The organism is Desnuesiella massiliensis (genome assembly GCF_001403615.1).
GTDB lineage: Bacteria > Bacillota > Clostridia > Clostridiales > Clostridiaceae > Desnuesiella > Desnuesiella massiliensis.
In genome coordinates this window covers 463,968-481,088 of sequence record NZ_LN879456.1, presented here as the reverse complement: position 1 = coordinate 481,088, position 17,121 = coordinate 463,968, and the positions used below count along the sequence as shown (strand labels likewise).

The 17,121-nt window shown below is 30.6% G+C and carries 24 protein-coding genes; 2 read left to right on the top strand and 22 right to left on the bottom strand.

Features of this window, described 5'->3' with window-relative positions:
* Positions 1–77 precede the first annotated feature (77 nt).
* The 17 genes from BN2665_RS12965 to BN2665_RS12900 all read right to left on the bottom strand — a co-directional run bounded on the left by BN2665_RS12965 (position 78) and on the right by BN2665_RS12900 (position 10,438).
* Positions 78–884, bottom strand: a complete 807-nt coding sequence (locus tag BN2665_RS12965) for an APH(3') family aminoglycoside O-phosphotransferase (protein ID WP_055667530.1) — start codon at positions 882–884, stop codon at positions 78–80.
* 162 nt (positions 885–1,046) lie between these two features.
* Positions 1,047–1,190, bottom strand: coding sequence for a zeta toxin family protein (locus tag BN2665_RS27030; RefSeq protein WP_154674942.1), 144 nt, complete (start codon positions 1,188–1,190; stop codon positions 1,047–1,049).
* A 48-nt stretch (positions 1,191–1,238) separates the two neighbouring features.
* Positions 1,239–1,373: a hypothetical protein gene (locus BN2665_RS27750; protein ID WP_278335897.1), complete on the bottom strand. Its 135-nt coding sequence runs from the start codon at positions 1,371–1,373 to the stop codon at positions 1,239–1,241.
* 45 nt (positions 1,374–1,418) lie between these two features.
* A complete protein-coding gene (locus BN2665_RS12960; RefSeq protein WP_055667529.1) occupies positions 1,419–2,243 on the bottom strand; it encodes an alpha/beta fold hydrolase in 825 nt (274 codons plus the stop codon).
* A gap of 55 nt (positions 2,244–2,298) precedes the next feature.
* Positions 2,299–2,475, bottom strand: a complete 177-nt coding sequence (locus BN2665_RS27025; protein ID WP_154674941.1) for a hypothetical protein — start codon at positions 2,473–2,475, stop codon at positions 2,299–2,301.
* Between the two features lie 71 nt (positions 2,476–2,546).
* Positions 2,547–3,080, bottom strand: coding sequence for a GNAT family N-acetyltransferase (locus BN2665_RS12955; RefSeq protein WP_055667528.1), 534 nt, complete (start codon positions 3,078–3,080; stop codon positions 2,547–2,549).
* Positions 3,081–3,309: 229 nt separating this feature from the next.
* On the bottom strand, positions 3,310–3,768 hold the full coding sequence (locus tag BN2665_RS12950) for a hypothetical protein (protein ID WP_055667527.1): 459 nt from the start codon (positions 3,766–3,768) through the stop codon (positions 3,310–3,312).
* A 59-nt stretch (positions 3,769–3,827) separates the two neighbouring features.
* Complete coding sequence (locus BN2665_RS12945; RefSeq protein ID WP_055667526.1) at positions 3,828–4,664, bottom strand: MerR family transcriptional regulator; 837 nt, start codon at positions 4,662–4,664, stop codon at positions 3,828–3,830.
* A 161-nt stretch (positions 4,665–4,825) separates the two neighbouring features.
* Positions 4,826–5,617, bottom strand: coding sequence for a GNAT family N-acetyltransferase (locus BN2665_RS12940; RefSeq protein WP_055667525.1), 792 nt, complete (start codon positions 5,615–5,617; stop codon positions 4,826–4,828).
* Positions 5,618–5,641: 24 nt separating this feature from the next.
* Positions 5,642–6,433 carry a class I SAM-dependent methyltransferase gene (locus tag BN2665_RS12935; protein ID WP_055667524.1) on the bottom strand — a complete coding sequence of 264 codons (792 nt, stop codon included), beginning with the start codon at positions 6,431–6,433 and terminating at the stop codon, positions 5,642–5,644.
* 18 nt (positions 6,434–6,451) lie between these two features.
* A complete protein-coding gene (locus tag BN2665_RS12930) occupies positions 6,452–6,805 on the bottom strand; it encodes a RidA family protein (protein WP_055667523.1) in 354 nt (117 codons plus the stop codon).
* Positions 6,806–6,902: 97 nt separating this feature from the next.
* Positions 6,903–7,340 (bottom strand): GNAT family N-acetyltransferase, encoded by a 438-nt coding sequence (locus BN2665_RS12925; protein WP_055667522.1) that lies wholly within the window; start codon positions 7,338–7,340, stop codon positions 6,903–6,905.
* Positions 7,341–7,508: 168 nt separating this feature from the next.
* Positions 7,509–7,976 carry a VOC family protein gene (locus BN2665_RS12920; RefSeq protein WP_055667521.1) on the bottom strand — a complete coding sequence of 156 codons (468 nt, stop codon included), beginning with the start codon at positions 7,974–7,976 and terminating at the stop codon, positions 7,509–7,511.
* A gap of 13 nt (positions 7,977–7,989) precedes the next feature.
* Entirely contained in the window at positions 7,990–8,250 is a 261-nt protein-coding gene (locus BN2665_RS12915; protein WP_055667520.1) for a DUF3795 domain-containing protein, read from the bottom strand.
* 66 nt (positions 8,251–8,316) lie between these two features.
* Positions 8,317–9,231 carry a helix-turn-helix transcriptional regulator gene (locus tag BN2665_RS12910; RefSeq protein WP_341452630.1) on the bottom strand — a complete coding sequence of 305 codons (915 nt, stop codon included), beginning with the start codon at positions 9,229–9,231 and terminating at the stop codon, positions 8,317–8,319.
* 181 nt (positions 9,232–9,412) lie between these two features.
* On the bottom strand, positions 9,413–9,955 hold the full coding sequence (locus BN2665_RS12905; RefSeq protein WP_074042310.1) for a nucleotidyltransferase family protein: 543 nt from the start codon (positions 9,953–9,955) through the stop codon (positions 9,413–9,415).
* Positions 9,956–10,087: 132 nt separating this feature from the next.
* On the bottom strand, positions 10,088–10,438 hold the full coding sequence (locus BN2665_RS12900) for a DsrE family protein (protein WP_055667518.1): 351 nt from the start codon (positions 10,436–10,438) through the stop codon (positions 10,088–10,090).
* A gap of 398 nt (positions 10,439–10,836) precedes the next feature.
* On the opposite strand from BN2665_RS12900, the gene BN2665_RS12895 reads away from it, so the two are divergent.
* Positions 10,837–11,526: a TVP38/TMEM64 family protein gene (locus tag BN2665_RS12895; protein WP_055667517.1), complete on the top strand. Its 690-nt coding sequence runs from the start codon at positions 10,837–10,839 to the stop codon at positions 11,524–11,526.
* A gap of 132 nt (positions 11,527–11,658) precedes the next feature.
* Here BN2665_RS12895 and BN2665_RS12890 read toward each other — a convergent pair whose 3' ends face one another.
* From BN2665_RS12890 to BN2665_RS12880, 3 genes are all read right to left on the bottom strand, one after another.
* Complete coding sequence (locus BN2665_RS12890) at positions 11,659–12,270, bottom strand: DJ-1/PfpI family protein (protein WP_055667516.1); 612 nt, start codon at positions 12,268–12,270, stop codon at positions 11,659–11,661.
* Between the two features lie 57 nt (positions 12,271–12,327).
* Positions 12,328–12,762: a VOC family protein gene (locus BN2665_RS12885; protein WP_055667515.1), complete on the bottom strand. Its 435-nt coding sequence runs from the start codon at positions 12,760–12,762 to the stop codon at positions 12,328–12,330.
* Positions 12,763–12,846: 84 nt separating this feature from the next.
* A complete protein-coding gene (locus tag BN2665_RS12880; RefSeq protein WP_055667514.1) occupies positions 12,847–13,458 on the bottom strand; it encodes a hypothetical protein in 612 nt (203 codons plus the stop codon).
* Positions 13,459–13,705: 247 nt separating this feature from the next.
* Between BN2665_RS12880 and nudC the strand changes: the two genes are divergently transcribed.
* Positions 13,706–14,533: an NAD(+) diphosphatase gene (gene nudC, locus BN2665_RS12875; protein ID WP_055667513.1), complete on the top strand. Its 828-nt coding sequence runs from the start codon at positions 13,706–13,708 to the stop codon at positions 14,531–14,533.
* A gap of 317 nt (positions 14,534–14,850) precedes the next feature.
* Here the strand turns inward: nudC and BN2665_RS12870 are convergent, their stop codons facing one another.
* Together BN2665_RS12870 and BN2665_RS12865 are read right to left on the bottom strand one after the other, a co-directional pair.
* A complete protein-coding gene (locus BN2665_RS12870) occupies positions 14,851–16,455 on the bottom strand; it encodes an IS1182 family transposase (RefSeq protein WP_055665788.1) in 1,605 nt (534 codons plus the stop codon).
* A 179-nt stretch (positions 16,456–16,634) separates the two neighbouring features.
* Entirely contained in the window at positions 16,635–17,087 is a 453-nt protein-coding gene (locus BN2665_RS12865; RefSeq protein WP_055667512.1) for a hypothetical protein, read from the bottom strand.
* Positions 17,088–17,121: the final 34 nt, after the last annotated feature.

Genomic DNA, 17,121 nt, shown 5'->3' with positions numbered 1-17,121 from the left:
ATTTTTACACATAGCTATATAAAAATTGCCTTTTGTAAAGCAAAAGACAAAAAAGTATGAATTATTAAAGATTTATTTTAAAATAATTCATCTAATAATATATAGTATCTTACTTTTTCAAGATTTACTTCCTCTATACCATAGGTTGATAAAAATATTTCTTCTAGTTTTTCATCATTGAAATTATGCTTAAGGGTTCTCAAAGCCAATGCAATATCTTGATATCTGTCTGCTACTCCAGCTCTACCCATATCTATAAATCCACTTATTTCTTTATTAAAAATCATGATATTAGGCAAACAATAATCTCCGTGAGTAAAAACTAGATCCTCATCTTTGGGTTTAGTTTTAATTAAAATATCATATAGCTCTTCGACCTTTTTTCCTCTATAGCTCTCTTCAAAATCCTCTTCATCTACCTCTCCATTTACTATCCTTTCATGGGCTATTGCTAATTTATTATCTAAGGTACTAATATAAGGACAATCTTTTATATCTAAAGAATGAACGGTCTTAAGCCCTTGAGCCGTAAGTTTAGCAATGTATTCTGGTGGTAACCCAAGTTCTTCATCAGCTCCGTTCCTCCCACCTATCTCAGAGATAAATAAAATTTCTTTTGTATCATCTTTTGAATAATAAAGGACTTTAGGCACTGGAAGTCTATTTTCTAGCCAATTATAAATATCTCTTTCATAGCTAAGACTTTCACTACTATTATGATGCATAATTTTCAAATAACCATTTCCGCCTAAACTAGTATTTCTAATTCTATATACTTTAGAATCGGACATCCCCATAGTATCCTTTTCCCATATTCCTTCATTAATAATTGCCCTTAATTCACTGGGCAAATCATTAAGAATTTCTTTTTTATTAAATTCCATCAGTGTTCACCTCAATTTTTCTTATATCAGTGTTTTAGTCCTTCCATTCACTAGAAAGCATTGCATAGTGATAAGAATCCTTCCAAATAGGAGCCCCCTCAGCTGTTCTTTTAAAAAAAGCATTTTGAACCATACTAAGGAATAAATTCATTTTCCATATAGTCAATAACTTTTCTCGTATAACTTGCTGAAGGATGACTTTATAACATCATGATCTAGAATAATAGAATTTATATGCCTTGATATCTCCTTAGCAAGAGTTGATTTCCCTGAACCTTGCGCTCCAGACATTTGTAAAAGAAACATGTATATCTCACCTTTAAACCTTTCTCTATAAATTCGTTTCTTACATGATTAAAAATCTTTCTTGATAAATTTAATATAATCTACTATTAATTCTTTACTGCCTATCTTTGAAAGCTTACTCCAATTCTTTATTATTGATACTACAGTACATATTTCAAAATAAGAATTAATACCTTTTTTCATAATACTTTCCTCTCACATTTTGTTGCTTAAGATCTTTTAGCTTAATTACCTGTTAGTTTCATTAACTCGTTCAAGCCATTCATTCATGAGAGAGTTAAATAAGACCTCTTGCTCTATCTGTAAATTATGTCCTGCTCTATCCAATACAGCAAAGGTTGCTCTTGAAAAGTTTTCTAGAATACTCCATGCATCCTTATATCCAACACAAGAGTCTTGTCTTCCTAATAACATAAGAGCAGGTTTGTCAAATTTTTCGTTTAACTTATCTACATCAAAGGAGAAGCCATAACCAGTTTCTTTAAAGCCTTCTAGAAATCTATTATCTGCTATTTTAACCCCAGACATTATTTCATTTTTATATCTTTCATAAATTGCTTCACTTTGAACCACTGCCATAGAATTGAAATCTTCTGCTTCCTCCGACGTCAGTTTAGAAAATAACTTATTATCTTTTGATAAAACAATATGCTGAGGAACATTTCGTTTTTTATTATCTGCAATTGTGACTGGGCAGATTAATGCAATACCATCTACCCTATGTGTCATTTTGTATATTACCCCCCTTGATAAATAACCTCCATAGGACTCCCCTACAATTAGAAAGTTTTCCTTTGGTATGATTTTACCAATAAAGTCAATTATGATATCAAGCATAGTTTCAGCATTATTAATCCATTCAGCACTCTCAGATTTGCCCATGCCTGGTAAGTCAATATATATTCTTTTATAATTATCTTTTTCACTAAAAAGAGGCTCCATGCATCCCAGCATTAATCTGTGGTCTACAGAATAACCATGTAACATAATAATAGGCTTTCCATCGCCTATTATTTCATAATTTATAGATATATTTTTTACCTTACACTCCATTGTTTTTCTCCTTCCGCCAAATATACATTTTTCCAAATAACAGTATAAATATTTCCTATTGCTTCTGTTCTAATTTTTTATCAAGCTCATTTAATTTAAGATTGATTTCTTTAAGCTGCAAACTTAACATATCAATTTTGCCTTCTGTTCTCTTAATGTCTTTTGGTATTTCAAAGGCAACTCTATAAATTAAATACCCTATTCCTAATATGATTAATGTTATCTCTACCATATAAAAATCCTCTCCCTCTATATGAATTGTTCCACTTTAAAATACACCATAAATAATTTATATATGCTTTTTTACTTATTCTTATATTCTTGCTTTGTCATCAAGTATGAAGGATGATATAAACCTGTGGGCGGATAAAACTCATCATGAGTATAGGTAAATCCAAGCTTTTTAAGCAATTGAGCAGAGCTTACATTTTTAGGATTGTGTCCAGCAAAAAGTGCATTTGCCCCAAGATTGTTAAAAGCATATTCTATAACTGCCAGACAGGCCTCTTGTGCAAAACCTTTTCCCCAATGCTTATCCTTCAAATGTATTCCTAATTCAAAAATATTTTTTTCAGGATCATAAGGCCTCAAACCACAGCATCCTATATTTTCATTGGTTTCTATTAAAAAAATTGGCCAATACTGAACCTTAGCCTTATTATAAGTCTCCATTTCCTTTTTTAGTCTTTGGTGTATCTCATCTTCTGACATTTTGCCAGATGATACAATAAACTTTGTTACTTCCGCATTACCCCAAAGCTCTGAAGCGTCCAATAAGTCTTTTTCACTCCATATTGAAAAGCCTAATCTTTTTGTTTTTAAAAAGAAGTTTCTCATGATCTATTCTCCTATAAAATAATAATTTACTTTCTAAGCATTAAAGTTAGAATAACCTTCTTATAGGGAAACAAGTTCAACTATTAACTTATACATGCCCCATAATGGCTTAAAGATGCCATTTTGGAACATGTATAAGTTAAGTTTCACCTTTGTTTCCCTATACATGACAGCATAAAAATACCGCAGAATTCATTTCTGAATAATACGGTATAGGTATATAAATTGTTTACTTTTTCGCTCTAATACTATGATATTCTTCGCTTGACCCCTCTAGAACAGTGGATATACTCTCTACTGTAATCCAATCATCCATATTATTTTGACGAGAGAATTTTAGAGGCTCAATTGCTTCAGCATCTTTTATTTCTATTAAGCAAAGAACTTTCTTGCCAGCCCAACGTTTTATTTGAGCTTCTGTTAAGTTTAATTTATCTTGATTTTTAGCAACAACCTCTTTTGATTCGTCCTCTGTCATTTTTTCAGAATTAAATACACTTTTAACTACAGCCTTTGCTTTAATTAATCCATCACCATTATTTTCGATAAAATAAAGACTTTCACCTTCAAATACTCTACCATGAGGTAATTTTCTTCCAGCTGCTCCTCTAATAATCATTGTTTTTGTTCCATTTAAAATTTTATTTAAAACCTTTGCCTTTGCATCGCAATACACTAAGTGTTCCATTATACTCCTCCTCTAACAAATTTATTATTTTAATAATACATCCTACAGTAACTGTAGAGTCAAGTGCTTTTTTTTACTGGTCTAATTAGTTCAGTAATATAATTTTCTTCACTTAAAGTGCTTGATATATCAACAATATAATTTTCAACATAAGGTCCATATGGTAAATAATTATTTTCATTCATCCAATCAAACATTTTTAAACAAGTATTTGGAATTCTTTCATAACTTCCATAATGTATTGCAGTCAAAGCCAAAAAACCACCGAATTTTTTTACAATACCTTTTCTTTCTTCTTGTTCTGCTACCCTTACGCATACTTCAAAATCCATGTTTTCATAGTTTGGATTTTCATATGCTTCATAATATACTGCCATCATAGTTCCTACCATATGCAATTGATTTGCTTCTATTATTTTACATAACTCTGCATATCTAAGATAGAAGTTTTCTTTTGTACAAGGAGATTTATATCTTATGTACGCCACATATGTATGAGGAAATTCTTTTAACTGAATATTGTCATCACCTGATATTCTCTCTTCATTTTGAAGTGTATACAATTGTAATCTTTCTTTCGCTAAAGTAAGTTCTAATATTTTTCGATCAATAACATCACACTGAGCTTTAGCCAATAATTGAATACATTCTATACTCTCTCTTGATATTAATTTTTTTATCTGTTTTAGAGTAAATCCAGCAGTTTTATAATTCTTAACTACTAAAATTACTGGTATTTGCTCTGGTGAATAATATCTGTAATTACTTTGACTATCAACTACACTGGGCTTAATTAAATCAATTTCATCATAATAATGCAGTGTCCTTATAGCTATATTGCATATTTTGGAGACTTCCCCTATCTGATAGTAATTATTTTCTATTTCCCTTTTCACAAAAATGCTACTCTCCTTTAAAATAAATCTATTTTATCTGATAATTATGGCTTACATTTCAATCTGTAGCATTGCTATTTTTATATAACATAGTGAGCATTTTCCGTTTCTTATACCCTGTTATTTTCTTTTCAAAGAACAGTATTTTTTTATTATATATATTACCCCCTATTTTCTATTACACAGGCCACAAACTTTCCAAATTCACTAAAGCCTAATTTCTTATAACAATTAATAGCTTGTAAATTATCAACCTTTACATTTAGTCCTATAAAATCAACCTTTTCTTTAAGGCTATTTGCTAATGCTGCTATAACTTTTTCGGCATGTCCACTTCTTCTATAATTGGGATGAGTTGTTACATGAGCTATAGCAGCAACTCCATAATCTTCAGAGTAAGCATGTATACCTGCAAAGCTTACTAACTTTTCGTCAACATATATTCCAAAATTTTCATTGAGTTTCACTAACTCATCATCTAACCAGGCTTCTGGATAACTTATTGAAATAAGTTCTTTAATAGCTTTAATATTCTTAAAGCTAAGTCTTTCAATATGATCATCATACTTTTTATTTATCAATGAATAATCACACAATCCCATGTTCATATATTCCTCTAGCTCTGAAATACTACTTTGTGTAAAAACTTCTTCTAATGTTTCTCTATTAATATGGCTATAGAAGGTGGCCGGAAGTAATTTCTTTATTCTCTTTATCAATTCTATGCTATACTCTGTGTGATCAAAGCTAGCTGCAAGCAAAACCGGAATATCATAATTAATATTTAACATAGCTATCTCTTTTATTTCATTATTATCAAACAATCCATAGCACACTACATTTTCCCAGTATCTCGGAGATAAATTACTAAATTGATATATATAATTATATCTGCTTTTGCTTTTTAAAAACTCATAGACTATGCTAGCATCATGTATAATTTTTATTTTCATTGCTTTATATCCTCTCTACCTCAGTTAATCTAACTTTTCACCTATAAACAAACCATGAAGACTATATCCCAGTAATGATTCATTTTCACAAGTCCTAAGATGATATTCTAACCAATGCTTGTACTCTTCTTCATTTAGATTTAATATTCTTTCTCCAATTAAATACCCAATACCATCTGTTCCTAAGTTATATATTTTATTTACATTATAATCTTTCATTAAATTCTCAATTTCTTCTGGAGATGAGAAGTAAAAACAGCCTTCTTTACCTTCAGTATAATAACCTTTATCCATTATAGCTTCTATATTATAAATGTCCTTTATATCTTTAGTCCTTCTAAAGTTGGATACATAAGAGGCATATTTATTGATATATGCTACAGCTAGTATTCCATTTTTCTTTAATACTTTTGTGCATTGATCTATAGCTCTTCTTCGTTCAACATCTTCCTTTAAATGATAAATTGGTCCCATACATAGCACCACATCAAAGCTATTTTTACTAAACATAGATAAATCTCTTACATCACCTAAGTATATATTAACTTTTGCACTTGTTTTTTTCTTTTTTTCCGTCATAATATCAACAAACCTTGGAACTACATCACCAGCGGTTACATCATGACCTTTGTTTGCTAAGTAAAATGAATATATTCCTGTTCCTGCACTAACATCTAATATCTCAGAACTTGGTGATATAATCTTTTCTATATAACTAATTGTTGTCAAATACTCAATGTTATGTAGCTTACTCTTTTGTAATCTTATATCTTCATCGTAATTATTATAATAGTCAAGCAACTCCTTAATTTTCACCATCTCCTAATACAGAGGTTAGCTATAACAAGCAATACCTTCAATTTGTACCAAACAAGAATCATCAATAAAGCCTGATGTAATTGTAGTTCTTACAGGATAGTTATCTATGGTAAAATATTTTGTCCAAATACTATGTATTTTGTGAAAATCTTTTATATCTTTAAGTATTATTGTGAGCTTAACTACATTTTCAAGGCCTAAACTTATTTCTTCTAGTGACTTTTGAAGATTTTTCAAAGTATTTTCCAACTGTTCTTCTACTGTAGCTCCGTTACCACCAAAATGACCTATATAAACGGTATTATCATTTATTACAAAAGTAGACAACTCATATTTATCATAGGGTGGAATAACAATTCTTCTTATCATTTAAATCAACCTCCAATTTCTTTCACTCGTTTATCTCTATAATAAACTTTCTTACTTTTATTTCTATACTGTCTATGATGAAAATTTAAAATACTGTTTACAATTGAACTACCATTACTTCTTCATCCCACATTATTTCGCCCGTTTTCTTAAATCCTACACTTTCATATAATTTTTCTGCAACTATATTTTCAGGCTCAATACTGGTATAAAACTTAATATTGCCATATTTTTCTCTAATTACATCGAACAATTTTAATACTGCACTTTTTCCATAGCCTTTCCCTTGAGAATTCTCACTAATCATTAATCTGCACATTTCCATTCTGTTCGTATCTGGATCTAGACCATACATTAAGAAACCAACCATTACTTCTCCATGATAAATACATAATGGATAAAGTTCTTCTTCAAATTTTGCCTGCAATATTGAGTACCAATTTGAAGCAACATAGTTCTGTTGTTTCTCGGAGACCTTTAAGTTCACGCATTGCTCCCAATTATCTTTATTCACATCTTTAAAAATAAGCTCCATCTATATTTCCTCCAAAAAATTTATTCTATAAATATCATTATAAGTTATATTTTTACACTTTACTACAAATCTTAAATAATTAAATGCAAAAACCTTAGGGGTACTAAGTAAGCTAGTCCCCCTGTCTGTATTATTTAAAAGTATATATAGATAAAATAGCTACACTCTTTATTCTAAGCAGGATTTAACAAATTCAATTGGATATTGAGAACGCTTAGAAGTTTCCTCTATGGTCATTCCACTTGCCAAAAAACGTTTTACAACAGATCTCATACTTTCTCCCACTTCAATGATATGTCCATCTAGGTCATAAAAGCGGATAACCTGCTGCCCCCAAGAGTATTCTTTTACAGGATGAACATATTCAATATCTGGTATCGCTTTTAGACACTCCATGAAAATATCAAAATTTTCTTCTTCAAAGTAAAGTTCAAAGCTATTGGGTTTTTGTATTATCTCCTCTGCTTTTTTATCAATAAAGCCTTGCCAAGATGATTTACTTTGCAGCGCAAAGTCTCCTTCAAAAGTTATATTCTCTCCAAAATCTAATATTACTTTTTGACCAAGCACCTCTTCATAAAACTTTCTTGATTTTTCAATACTTTCAACTATTATAACTGGGCAAGAAAATTTCATATTTATATCCTCCTTATAACGTGCACCATTTTTTACATTGTTCAATCCTTTTTCCATTGTCGCCCTGATTTTCATCATAGGCAAACTCCTTCAGTAAAGTACAGGGGAAGTCATTACACAATCCACAGTGTTCCTTATTTTTGCTCTCACAGCAGACTTTCACCCTGCAGCTATCTCCCCAGAAAGGCTTGTCTATGTTAACACAACCCTTACAATTCATTTTCTCCTTATACTCACACTCACTGCATAAAATTCCACATCTTGATTCTACCATTTGATATACCTCCATATTGTTTTTGATTGATTATATCAAATGAAACAGGACATCATTATGTCATGATTATAAATATTTTTTCATGAGGTTTTTTGCTTGTATTTTTACCTCTGATCGTAGCTCCGCAGGTTCAATGATCTCTGCCTTATCTCCGAAACTTAAAATCCAACTAAGCAAAGTTCCTTTATTAGTAAAGCCAAACTTAAAAAGAAGTTTATCCTCCTCTGTATAAGAAAAACATTCTATTCCATATTCCTCGATTAGTCTATACTTAACGCTCTTGTCAAAGATGGCAATTAGCATAATCTCGTCTTTAAAATAATTATCAAATTCCCTTTGTTCCTGCGGAATATCCCGCAATTTAAAATGCTCTCCTGTGACAGAGAGATTCCAAAGACGATTTAGCTTAAACATGCGGAAATCATTTTTCTCGCAGCAATACCCAAACACATACCATGAGGACCATTTGAATACTATAAGATATGGTTCAATTAGCTTTCGGGATTCTCCTTTGCTGTAATAATAATCAAAGGAAATCAGGCGTCTTTCTAATATGGCCTTTCTTATTTCTTCAATTTTTACCGATAGTGTACTTTTATAGTGTGAGGAAAGATCTATTAAAATATTGCTTTCAGTGGAATAAATACTTTTTTTATCAGAGGAAAACTTATCAATGAGCTGTCTATACTTTGATGTCTCTGAAATACTATCAAGGCTCTTAAGACCTGTAAATATGGCTTGAATCTCCTCATCGGTAAAAATAGTTTTGTCTATTTTATACCCTTCCGCAACTGTTATACCGCCCTTAGCTCCCTGCAATGTGACAATGGGAATGCCTGCTTTGCAAATATCTTCAATGTCCCTATTGATTGTCCTCCTTGAAACCTCAAACCTTTCTGCAAGATAAGGGGCGGTTACTTTTTCATTCTGCAATAATATGGTTAAAATTCCAATCAATCTGTCAATTTTAATTATAGTCACCCCCGGTTAAGCTGCATTTACTTGTTCAATTTATATTGATTATTTTTAATAAACTCTCTTATAACAGGTCTATCAGGCATATGAATGCTATCAGTAAAATTTTTATATCAAAAAATCTAACCTCTTTACTTTCCAATCCATCTGCTCTAATATCTTCTGTGATGAAATATACTTTATTCTTTTATTGATGCCAAGGAATAACTGTTAAGCCCTCCCATTTACTAGTCCAACTTGCTACTTTGCTTTTATAAATTTCCTCTGTTATCTGTGCCTTGTTTGCTCTTACAATCTTCCCGAATAAATCATTTAACCCAAAGGGAGCATACACTTTAAATTCATTGTTTTTTTCTTTTCTTACTCCAATGGCAGTAGCCGTTGTGGGCCATGTGTTTATGGCATCTTCTAATGAGCTATAGGGTTTTATTTCATAACCAAAATGTGATTTATACCATAGATGAACTCTAGCTTGATTCTTTATATCAATATGAATTTTTAAATCTGAATAAAGATTATTTATTTTTAAAATAACCTCATTCTCAGCTTCTAAATCTAGATTATTATCATCAAAATATACAAAATCAATATCCTTTATTCCATAGTCTAATGGATTATTAGACAGATAATTCCAAACTGTTTGTGTAATACAGCCGGCACCTATATAATAATTGTCCAAATCTAATGTTTTTGCTCTTTCTATGGCTTCACTTAGAGTTTCGCTTAACATAATAATTTTTTCTAATATCTCTATTTGTCTGTGAACATCAAATTATAGCCCTTCAGCAATTGGTGTTTCATTGAAAGCCTCCCCCTAATTCCATCAGTTCCATTAATATGATACCTCAATACACTCTTCCAGCTAAGGTTTTATATAGGCATATCCTTCACTTTGTTTATTTATAAGCTCTAAAACTCCAACTGGCACTATATTTATGAAATCAAACAAATCATCTTTTTTTATATGGTAAGCCATTAATGCATTGTTACAGGCAACAAAACTAACTCCCTTGTTATTTAACTTTTTCATAGAATCAATATTTTCATCTAACTCTTCATTGACACTATAAAGCTTTACTGCTTCTGAATTAGCTAAAACTTCTATATTATATTTTTCAATATCTATAGCTTGCAATAAATTAGCTACGTTTTTTAATAATAGCTTCCATTTACTAATTTCATCTATATGAAATATAACTTTTTGTACTGTCATAACAAATTCCTCCTATGTTTTAAAAATTTCTATATCTATGAATTATTTTCTTCTACAGATTTCATCTAACCTTTCTATAATAAAATATCATTCAACCTATAAGTAGTTTACTATTTTACTTAATCAAAGTAAAATAGTAAACTACATCTTTATGCAACCTACTTAATTCTAAAAAGTAAAAACTAATTCTAAAAATTGCTCTCCCCTGACCTTGCCATATATTTTACTTATTTCATTATAATTTATAGTTTTCATAAAATGACCTCACTAGGATAATTTTTCAGATTTAAGAAATATATAATAGCTTCTTAAGTAAAATATAAGATTTAATTAACTTAATCCTAAGCTCTTACCCTTATAATTAATCAGAGTACAAAAGTATAAGGGAGGGCACTATTTTGAAAAGCAAAATCATAATTAAATCAATTATATTTTTTATTATCTTAGGTACAATATTTTATTGTTTTAACAAGTTTAATTTATATGAGCATATAAAAGAGATCTTTTCTTCACCTGAGAACTTTAAGGGTTTCGTTATAAGACAAGGAGCTCTAGCTCCTATAGTATTTTTCTTAATTCAAATAGGTCAAGTGATTATATCTCCTATACCTGGAAACCTCACTGCTCTAGCAGGCGGTGCACTATTTGGGGGAATATCAGCTTCATTATTAAGCAGCTCAGGGATAATACTTGGGTCATTGATAGCATTTTATCTAGCAAGGACCTTTGGTAAACCTTTAGCAGTAAAATTTGTAGGGCAGTCGATTTTTAATAAATATAGCAAAGTATTTTCTGGAAAATCTTGCTTAAGCTTATTTATTCTATTTCTTTTACCCTTCTTTCCTGATGATGCATTATGTTTCTTAGCTGGGTTGTCAAATATAAATTTTAGATTGTTTTTAATTCTAACTATCTTTGGAAGATTACCAAACATAGTATTTGCTTCTTTAATTGGATCAGGCATGATTTCTTTTTCTCTTATAACCTGGATAATAATAGGTGTTCTATCTGCAATATTATTATTTTTGATGTTCCGTTACAAAAGTAAGATTGAGAACTGGTTATATAATAGATTGGGTTTTGAATAGTCTCTTTAAAATATGGTTCTTTATACTATTGCTATAACTTTCACTTACTTTATAATAGGTGGAAGTTATGCTTACTTGTATATTCTAATACCCATAATCTTTAAACTAAATTCTTGTTATAATTCAGATGATCTATATTAATCCATTTAATTTAGCGAAGGGATCAAATTTACTATCATCATTCCAACAATACTCAATATTATTGCTTATTTTTACAGCTTTTTCTTTTCCAATCAAATGTTCAATAAAACCTAATGTCATATCTATTCCTGCCGAAACTCCCGAGGATGTGAAAATATTTCCATCTACTACCCATCTTGACTCTTTTACCCACAATACATTTTTTCCTTGCTCCATAACCCATTTAAATGCTTTTTTATTTGTAGTAGCCTTTTTTCCATTTAATATTTCTGTTTTAGCTAATAAAGCTGCACCTGTGCAAACACTCATAATATATTTAGATTCCTTTGCCATACTTTTTATTAGATCGACTAAATTTTTATCCTTTACTTTTTCTCTTGTGCCTAGTCCACCTGGTACGAATAAAATATTTTCTACCTCATTATCATTAGTGTAAGTATTAGACTCTACTCTTACATTTTGAGTACTTGATATGATTCCACCCTCTAGAGATATAAAATTTAAGTTAAAAAAATCTGGTAGACAACCGAATACTTCTACAGGTCCAAAAACATCTAATGTCTCAAATTTATCAAATAATACTATATTAACTCTGTAAATCATTCTTATAACTACTCTCCATTCTTATGTATTTCCAGTAAATATTCTTAACTTTAAGCTTTAAAAATTTAATTTAAATTCATCCACTGGATCCCATGTAGACCACGCTGCTTCCAATAGATTGCCTTCATTGTCTTTAAAATAAAAATATTTTGCTTTACCCTCACCTAAAATATTGATATCTTCAACTTCTACTCCTTTTTCTTTCAATTTTTCATGAGTATATTCGATATCAGGACAGTTCATAGCCATTACCGGAAACTTTTGTCCATTCCTAATTATTTCAAGAGGCTTATAATCCTTTGTTTCAATTAATACTACTGCAATAGCGTTTTTATGAGGATAGTGTAAAACTCCTATAAATGATCCTCTATCTTCAAACTTATCAACTAGTTTTAATCCTAGATTTTTTATGTACCAATTAATAGACTCATCTATCTTTGTAGTCGGCAGGTATGAATAACCTACTCTAGTAAATAAAATTTCATTCTTCATATAGATTCCTCCCTTTACATTTTTATGCTTAAATAAAAAGATCACCAATTCGATAAATATAGGATTTAAATAGCAGTATACTATCTAAGCTTTCATCGCTTCGTCAATTGCTTTTATAGACTTTTTATCAAGTATTGCACCTGTATTAGCCTTATATATATAATCTACTATGTTATCATTGGGGTTAATCTTATTAATTTCTATTAATATATACAGAATATCCATTAGCAAAAGCTTTCTTTGACTATCCTTTCTTTTTAATACATCTATATTCATTAAAAAGTTTGCTATTTTAATATGCAATTCTGATTTAAAAATTACTAGGTTTTTTAGCCCCTGTATGGCTTGCCGTGCGGTAATAAACTTTTCGTCATCGCAACAGGAGAGATATTGGTCTATAGTACTTAGCCATAGATTATCTTCATCCCATTTTGAATTTTCTGCCAATATCATAGTTCCTATACTTCTTTGGTAAGAATTATCACTTGCTAACTTTTCAACAAGTACATTCCAATAAGGATAAATATATTCGTTTTTCTTTGACACCTCTTTCAAAAGTAAAAAAGTAGTATAGCGTATATCATCATTTTTACTGTTTAGCCATTCTAAGAGTAACCCAACATCGTCTTCTGTAATTAGATTAGCTAATACTTCTATATCTTCCCTATTTTCAAGCAAAAGTTCTATTGATATCATTATAAATCACCTCACACTAATTCCTAGACTATTAAATAAATTTATCTGTATCAGCAACAATATTAATAACTATGATTACATTGTAATCCATATTTTTCTATAATACCATATGAAAATCTGTAAGAGGATAATAAAAATTCTTGTCGAATATACATAATGTTCACTGTCAAAAAACTAAATTTTAAATAATATATTTTTTAATACTAACTATTAATTATAAAACGTCTTTAGAAGGAGATAGATTCAAATGAGTAATCATGAAAATTATGTAGATTTTATATCCGCAGTAGAAGAGATTTTGCCTAAAACGGAGCAAGACCTATACTTTTTATTTTGTAACGACGAGCTATTAATAATATTACAGCAAGAAAAGGCTATAATACCTAAGAAAAAAGATTTAGAGGGGATGAATTTATATAATCTTCAATATCTTGGTCTTTTAAACGGTCAAAACTGTTTCTGCGGCGAATTATATAAAGATGAAATATTACCTAAAAATATGCGTCTTATTAAACTTAGACCTTTAATGAGCTTAATAGAAGAGGATATGTTTTGGCTCGTAGGAAGAGCTATTCAAATTGTAAATTGGAACAAAGATCATAAATATTGCGGCAGATGTGGTACTTTAACGGAAAATCTAGAAGACGAAAGAGCTAAAAAATGTCCAAAATGCGGTTTTATAAATTATCCTAGGATTTCTCCAGCAATAATTGTAGCTGTTGTAAAGGAGGATAAATTGCTGCTTGCTCATAACAATCAAGCGCCTGAGGGAATGTATAGCGTACTTGCAGGATTTGTTGAGCCTGGAGAGACCTTTGAGGAATGTGTTGTTAGAGAAGTATTTGAAGAAACAGGAATCAAGGTCAAAAATATAAGATACTTTGGAAGTCAACCTTGGCCTTTTCCTAATTCAATGATGATAGGCTTTACAGCTGAGTATGCAGAAGGAGAAATACAGGTGGACGGAAAAGAAATTGGACATGCTGACTGGTATTTATCAAATGCTCTACCTTTGACAAGAAGAAGTATAAGTATATCCACTAAATTAATTGATTGGTTTAAAGAAAATTATTAATCTCCTCTATTTTCCAGTATATTAGCTTTAAACTTGCACATACTATAATCATAGAGAGGTGATAAGCCATGGACAAAGATTTTAACAATTGTGATTTAGGATTATACCGAAAATAATTTTAAAGTCTCCATATATTCACTAATCTTGTTGGGAGTGTCGCAAAACTACTTTAAAAAGTAGTTTGCTCCACTCCTTTTTTGTATTCAGATAAAAATCGATTATAAAAACAGGGCCATTACTCCAAGTTTTCATGAATTCTTGATTTTTTGACGCACTTAAATAAGCCTAACACTTTTTTGAGAAATTTTGTCTTACTCTTAGGCTATTTTTGCTTCATGAAGATGTTTTTTGCACCTATCATTTTGTATTTTTGAATGCAATTTATTTATATTGAAACCAAAACAAAGAAGAAGGAACTCATTCTTAACACTATTTTTGCCACGTGTTAAGAAACGATTGAATTGGTAGTCATTTTTTAGTACTCCAAAAGCTCCTTCTACTTGAATTGAACGGTTTATCCTTAACATAATACCCTCTGAGGATGTTATGTTTTCAAGGGATATCTGACGCTTTGCTACAAATGTTTTAGATACCTGCATTTTCCTATTTCCTCGTGCTTTTGTACATTTTGCTTTAAACTGGCAGTTACTGCAATCTTCACATTCATAAACAGTTGTCTCTGAACTATAGCCAGTAGCTGAAGTTCTATGGGCTATACCTATCTTTTTCAAATGCTTCCCATTATGGCAGGTATACTCATCTTTTTCTTCGTTATAGGTCATATTTTCACGCTTGCTAATATCCTTCTTAAAGCTTTTCTTCTTCCACTTTTCATAGGTCTGAGGTTTTATGTAGTATTTTTGCCCTTGATTTTCTAGGTAAATATAATTCTCTTCACTTTCATAACCAGAATCAGCAATTATATTTTTATATTTAACTCCTAAGTTTGATTTCATATCATCTAGAAATGGTATTAGTGTAGTAATATCAGCTCTATCCTGAAATATACCAACACCAGTTACATATTCACTTTCTACTCCTATTTGAACATTGTAACCTGGTTTTAGCTGTGAGTTGCGCATATGATCATCTTTCATGTGCATAAAAGTTGCATCATGGTCAGTCTTCGAATAACTATTTCTTCCATTGAATATCCCATTATGCATGTTGTATTTCTCTTGACGCTCATAGTAACATTCTAGCTCCTCTTTGAATTTCTGAAGCTTTGATTTGCGCTTACCAATACCATGAACTAGCTCTATATTTTCTTCATTTATCTTTTGATTAATAAAGTCAAGTACTTTCTTAATATCCTGAGCAGTGTTATCCTTTGCGACAGCAAAGTTTGTCATAAAGCTTAAGTTAACAGCTTCAATGCAAGACTGTATCTTCTCAAACATCTTGCTTTCATTTTTATTAACAACTTTTTTCCATACAAAAGTGTAGCGATTAGCATTTGCTTCAATTTTCGTTCCATCTACAAAAAGATTCTCAAAATTGATTTCTCCTATACTATGAAGATATTGAACTAGCTGATAAAACAAGTCTTCCACTGCTTCTGATAAATATTCTTTTCTAAACCTAGCAATTGTAGCGTGATCCGGTGCTTTCGCGCCTTGAAGTAACCACATGAAGTTAATATCCCTTCTGCATGCTGTTTCAATCTTTCTACTCGAATATATGTTGTTTGAATAAGCATATGTTAATACCTTAAATAGGATTTTAGGTTCCACTGCCGGTTTTCTTCCAACGGAAGAGTACGCCTTGTATAATTTTTCGTAATTTAATCCCTCCAATATTTGGCTAAGCAGGCGGACTGAATCATCCTCAGGTATCAACATTTCAAAATCAAATGGAAGAACCAGTTGATAATATCCATTTGATGAAGTATAATTTTTATGTTGATAATTTGGTTTTTGCATACTATAATTATACAACATTTGCGGGGCTTTCGAGCCCCGCATTTTCTATATCTGAAATAAAACAGGGCTGCTACACAGCTAACTATTTAGTTAGTTGTGCAACAGCCCCTTTTATTAATTTAAGTCCTTGGTATATTTCTCTTATACAATCATATTCATTTACTTCTAAAATTCTATATTTATTTTATTACATTACTTTTTCTTATTCCTTTATAGAAACTTATAATAATATTTGTTGGAAACAGACGCTGCTCAAATAGAATAATGGCTGATAAAACTGCCTCAATTAATCCTATACAAAAAAACAAAACATGCAGAAATACAACACCATTAAGTATTATGCATTGTACCACAATCCAAATGACTAAAGCCCAACTAAAAATGCTGCTTATATAGCCTTGAAATCTTAACTTAAAATGAAGCATTAAAGCACTAAAAACATTTCCGAGACCAATAATAACAAATAAGATAATGCCAGGTATAAGATAATTGCTAAAAGGCGAGTTTTTTAAAGGCTCCACCGGCATTCCAAGCGGCTTATAAGGATTACTAATAGCAGCCAACCCGCCAGCCATAGCGCCTATTCCTACAAATACATGTAAAATAAATAATAAACGATATACTACCTTCATTACTATTCCCCTCATCCCATATTATAACATTATT

What these genes read in the sequence shown, in the direction of transcription:
- BN2665_RS12965 (WP_055667530.1), bottom strand. Translation starts at nt 884, where the DNA reads ATGGAATTTAATAAAAAAGAAATTCTTAATGATTTGCCCAGTGAATTA.
- BN2665_RS27030 (WP_154674942.1), bottom strand. Translation starts at nt 1,190, where the DNA reads ATGTTTCTTTTACAAATGTCTGGAGCGCAAGGTTCAGGGAAATCAACT.
- BN2665_RS27750 (WP_278335897.1), bottom strand. Translation starts at nt 1,373, where the DNA reads ATGAAAAAAGGTATTAATTCTTATTTTGAAATATGTACTGTAGTATCA.
- BN2665_RS12960 (WP_055667529.1), bottom strand. Translation starts at nt 2,243, where the DNA reads ATGGAGTGTAAGGTAAAAAATATATCTATAAATTATGAAATAATAGGC.
- BN2665_RS27025 (WP_154674941.1), bottom strand. Translation starts at nt 2,475, where the DNA reads ATGGTAGAGATAACATTAATCATATTAGGAATAGGGTATTTAATTTAT.
- BN2665_RS12955 (WP_055667528.1), bottom strand. Translation starts at nt 3,080, where the DNA reads ATGAGAAACTTCTTTTTAAAAACAAAAAGATTAGGCTTTTCAATATGG.
- BN2665_RS12950 (WP_055667527.1), bottom strand. Translation starts at nt 3,768, where the DNA reads ATGGAACACTTAGTGTATTGCGATGCAAAGGCAAAGGTTTTAAATAAA.
- BN2665_RS12940 (WP_055667525.1), bottom strand. Translation starts at nt 5,617, where the DNA reads ATGAAAATAAAAATTATACATGATGCTAGCATAGTCTATGAGTTTTTA.
- BN2665_RS12930 (WP_055667523.1), bottom strand. Translation starts at nt 6,805, where the DNA reads ATGATAAGAAGAATTGTTATTCCACCCTATGATAAATATGAGTTGTCT.
- BN2665_RS12925 (WP_055667522.1), bottom strand. Translation starts at nt 7,340, where the DNA reads ATGGAGCTTATTTTTAAAGATGTGAATAAAGATAATTGGGAGCAATGC.
- BN2665_RS12920 (WP_055667521.1), bottom strand. Translation starts at nt 7,976, where the DNA reads ATGAAATTTTCTTGCCCAGTTATAATAGTTGAAAGTATTGAAAAATCA.
- BN2665_RS12915 (WP_055667520.1), bottom strand. Translation starts at nt 8,250, where the DNA reads ATGGTAGAATCAAGATGTGGAATTTTATGCAGTGAGTGTGAGTATAAG.
- BN2665_RS12905 (WP_074042310.1), bottom strand. Translation starts at nt 9,955, where the DNA reads ATGTTAAGCGAAACTCTAAGTGAAGCCATAGAAAGAGCAAAAACATTA.
- BN2665_RS12900 (WP_055667518.1), bottom strand. Translation starts at nt 10,438, where the DNA reads ATGACAGTACAAAAAGTTATATTTCATATAGATGAAATTAGTAAATGG.
- BN2665_RS12890 (WP_055667516.1), bottom strand. Translation starts at nt 12,270, where the DNA reads ATGATTTACAGAGTTAATATAGTATTATTTGATAAATTTGAGACATTA.
- BN2665_RS12885 (WP_055667515.1), bottom strand. Translation starts at nt 12,762, where the DNA reads ATGAAGAATGAAATTTTATTTACTAGAGTAGGTTATTCATACCTGCCG.
- BN2665_RS12880 (WP_055667514.1), bottom strand. Translation starts at nt 13,458, where the DNA reads ATGATATCAATAGAACTTTTGCTTGAAAATAGGGAAGATATAGAAGTA.
- nudC (WP_055667513.1), top strand. Translation starts at nt 13,706, where the DNA reads ATGAGTAATCATGAAAATTATGTAGATTTTATATCCGCAGTAGAAGAG.
- BN2665_RS12870 (WP_055665788.1), bottom strand. Translation starts at nt 16,455, where the DNA reads ATGCAAAAACCAAATTATCAACATAAAAATTATACTTCATCAAATGGA.
- BN2665_RS12865 (WP_055667512.1), bottom strand. Translation starts at nt 17,087, where the DNA reads ATGAAGGTAGTATATCGTTTATTATTTATTTTACATGTATTTGTAGGA.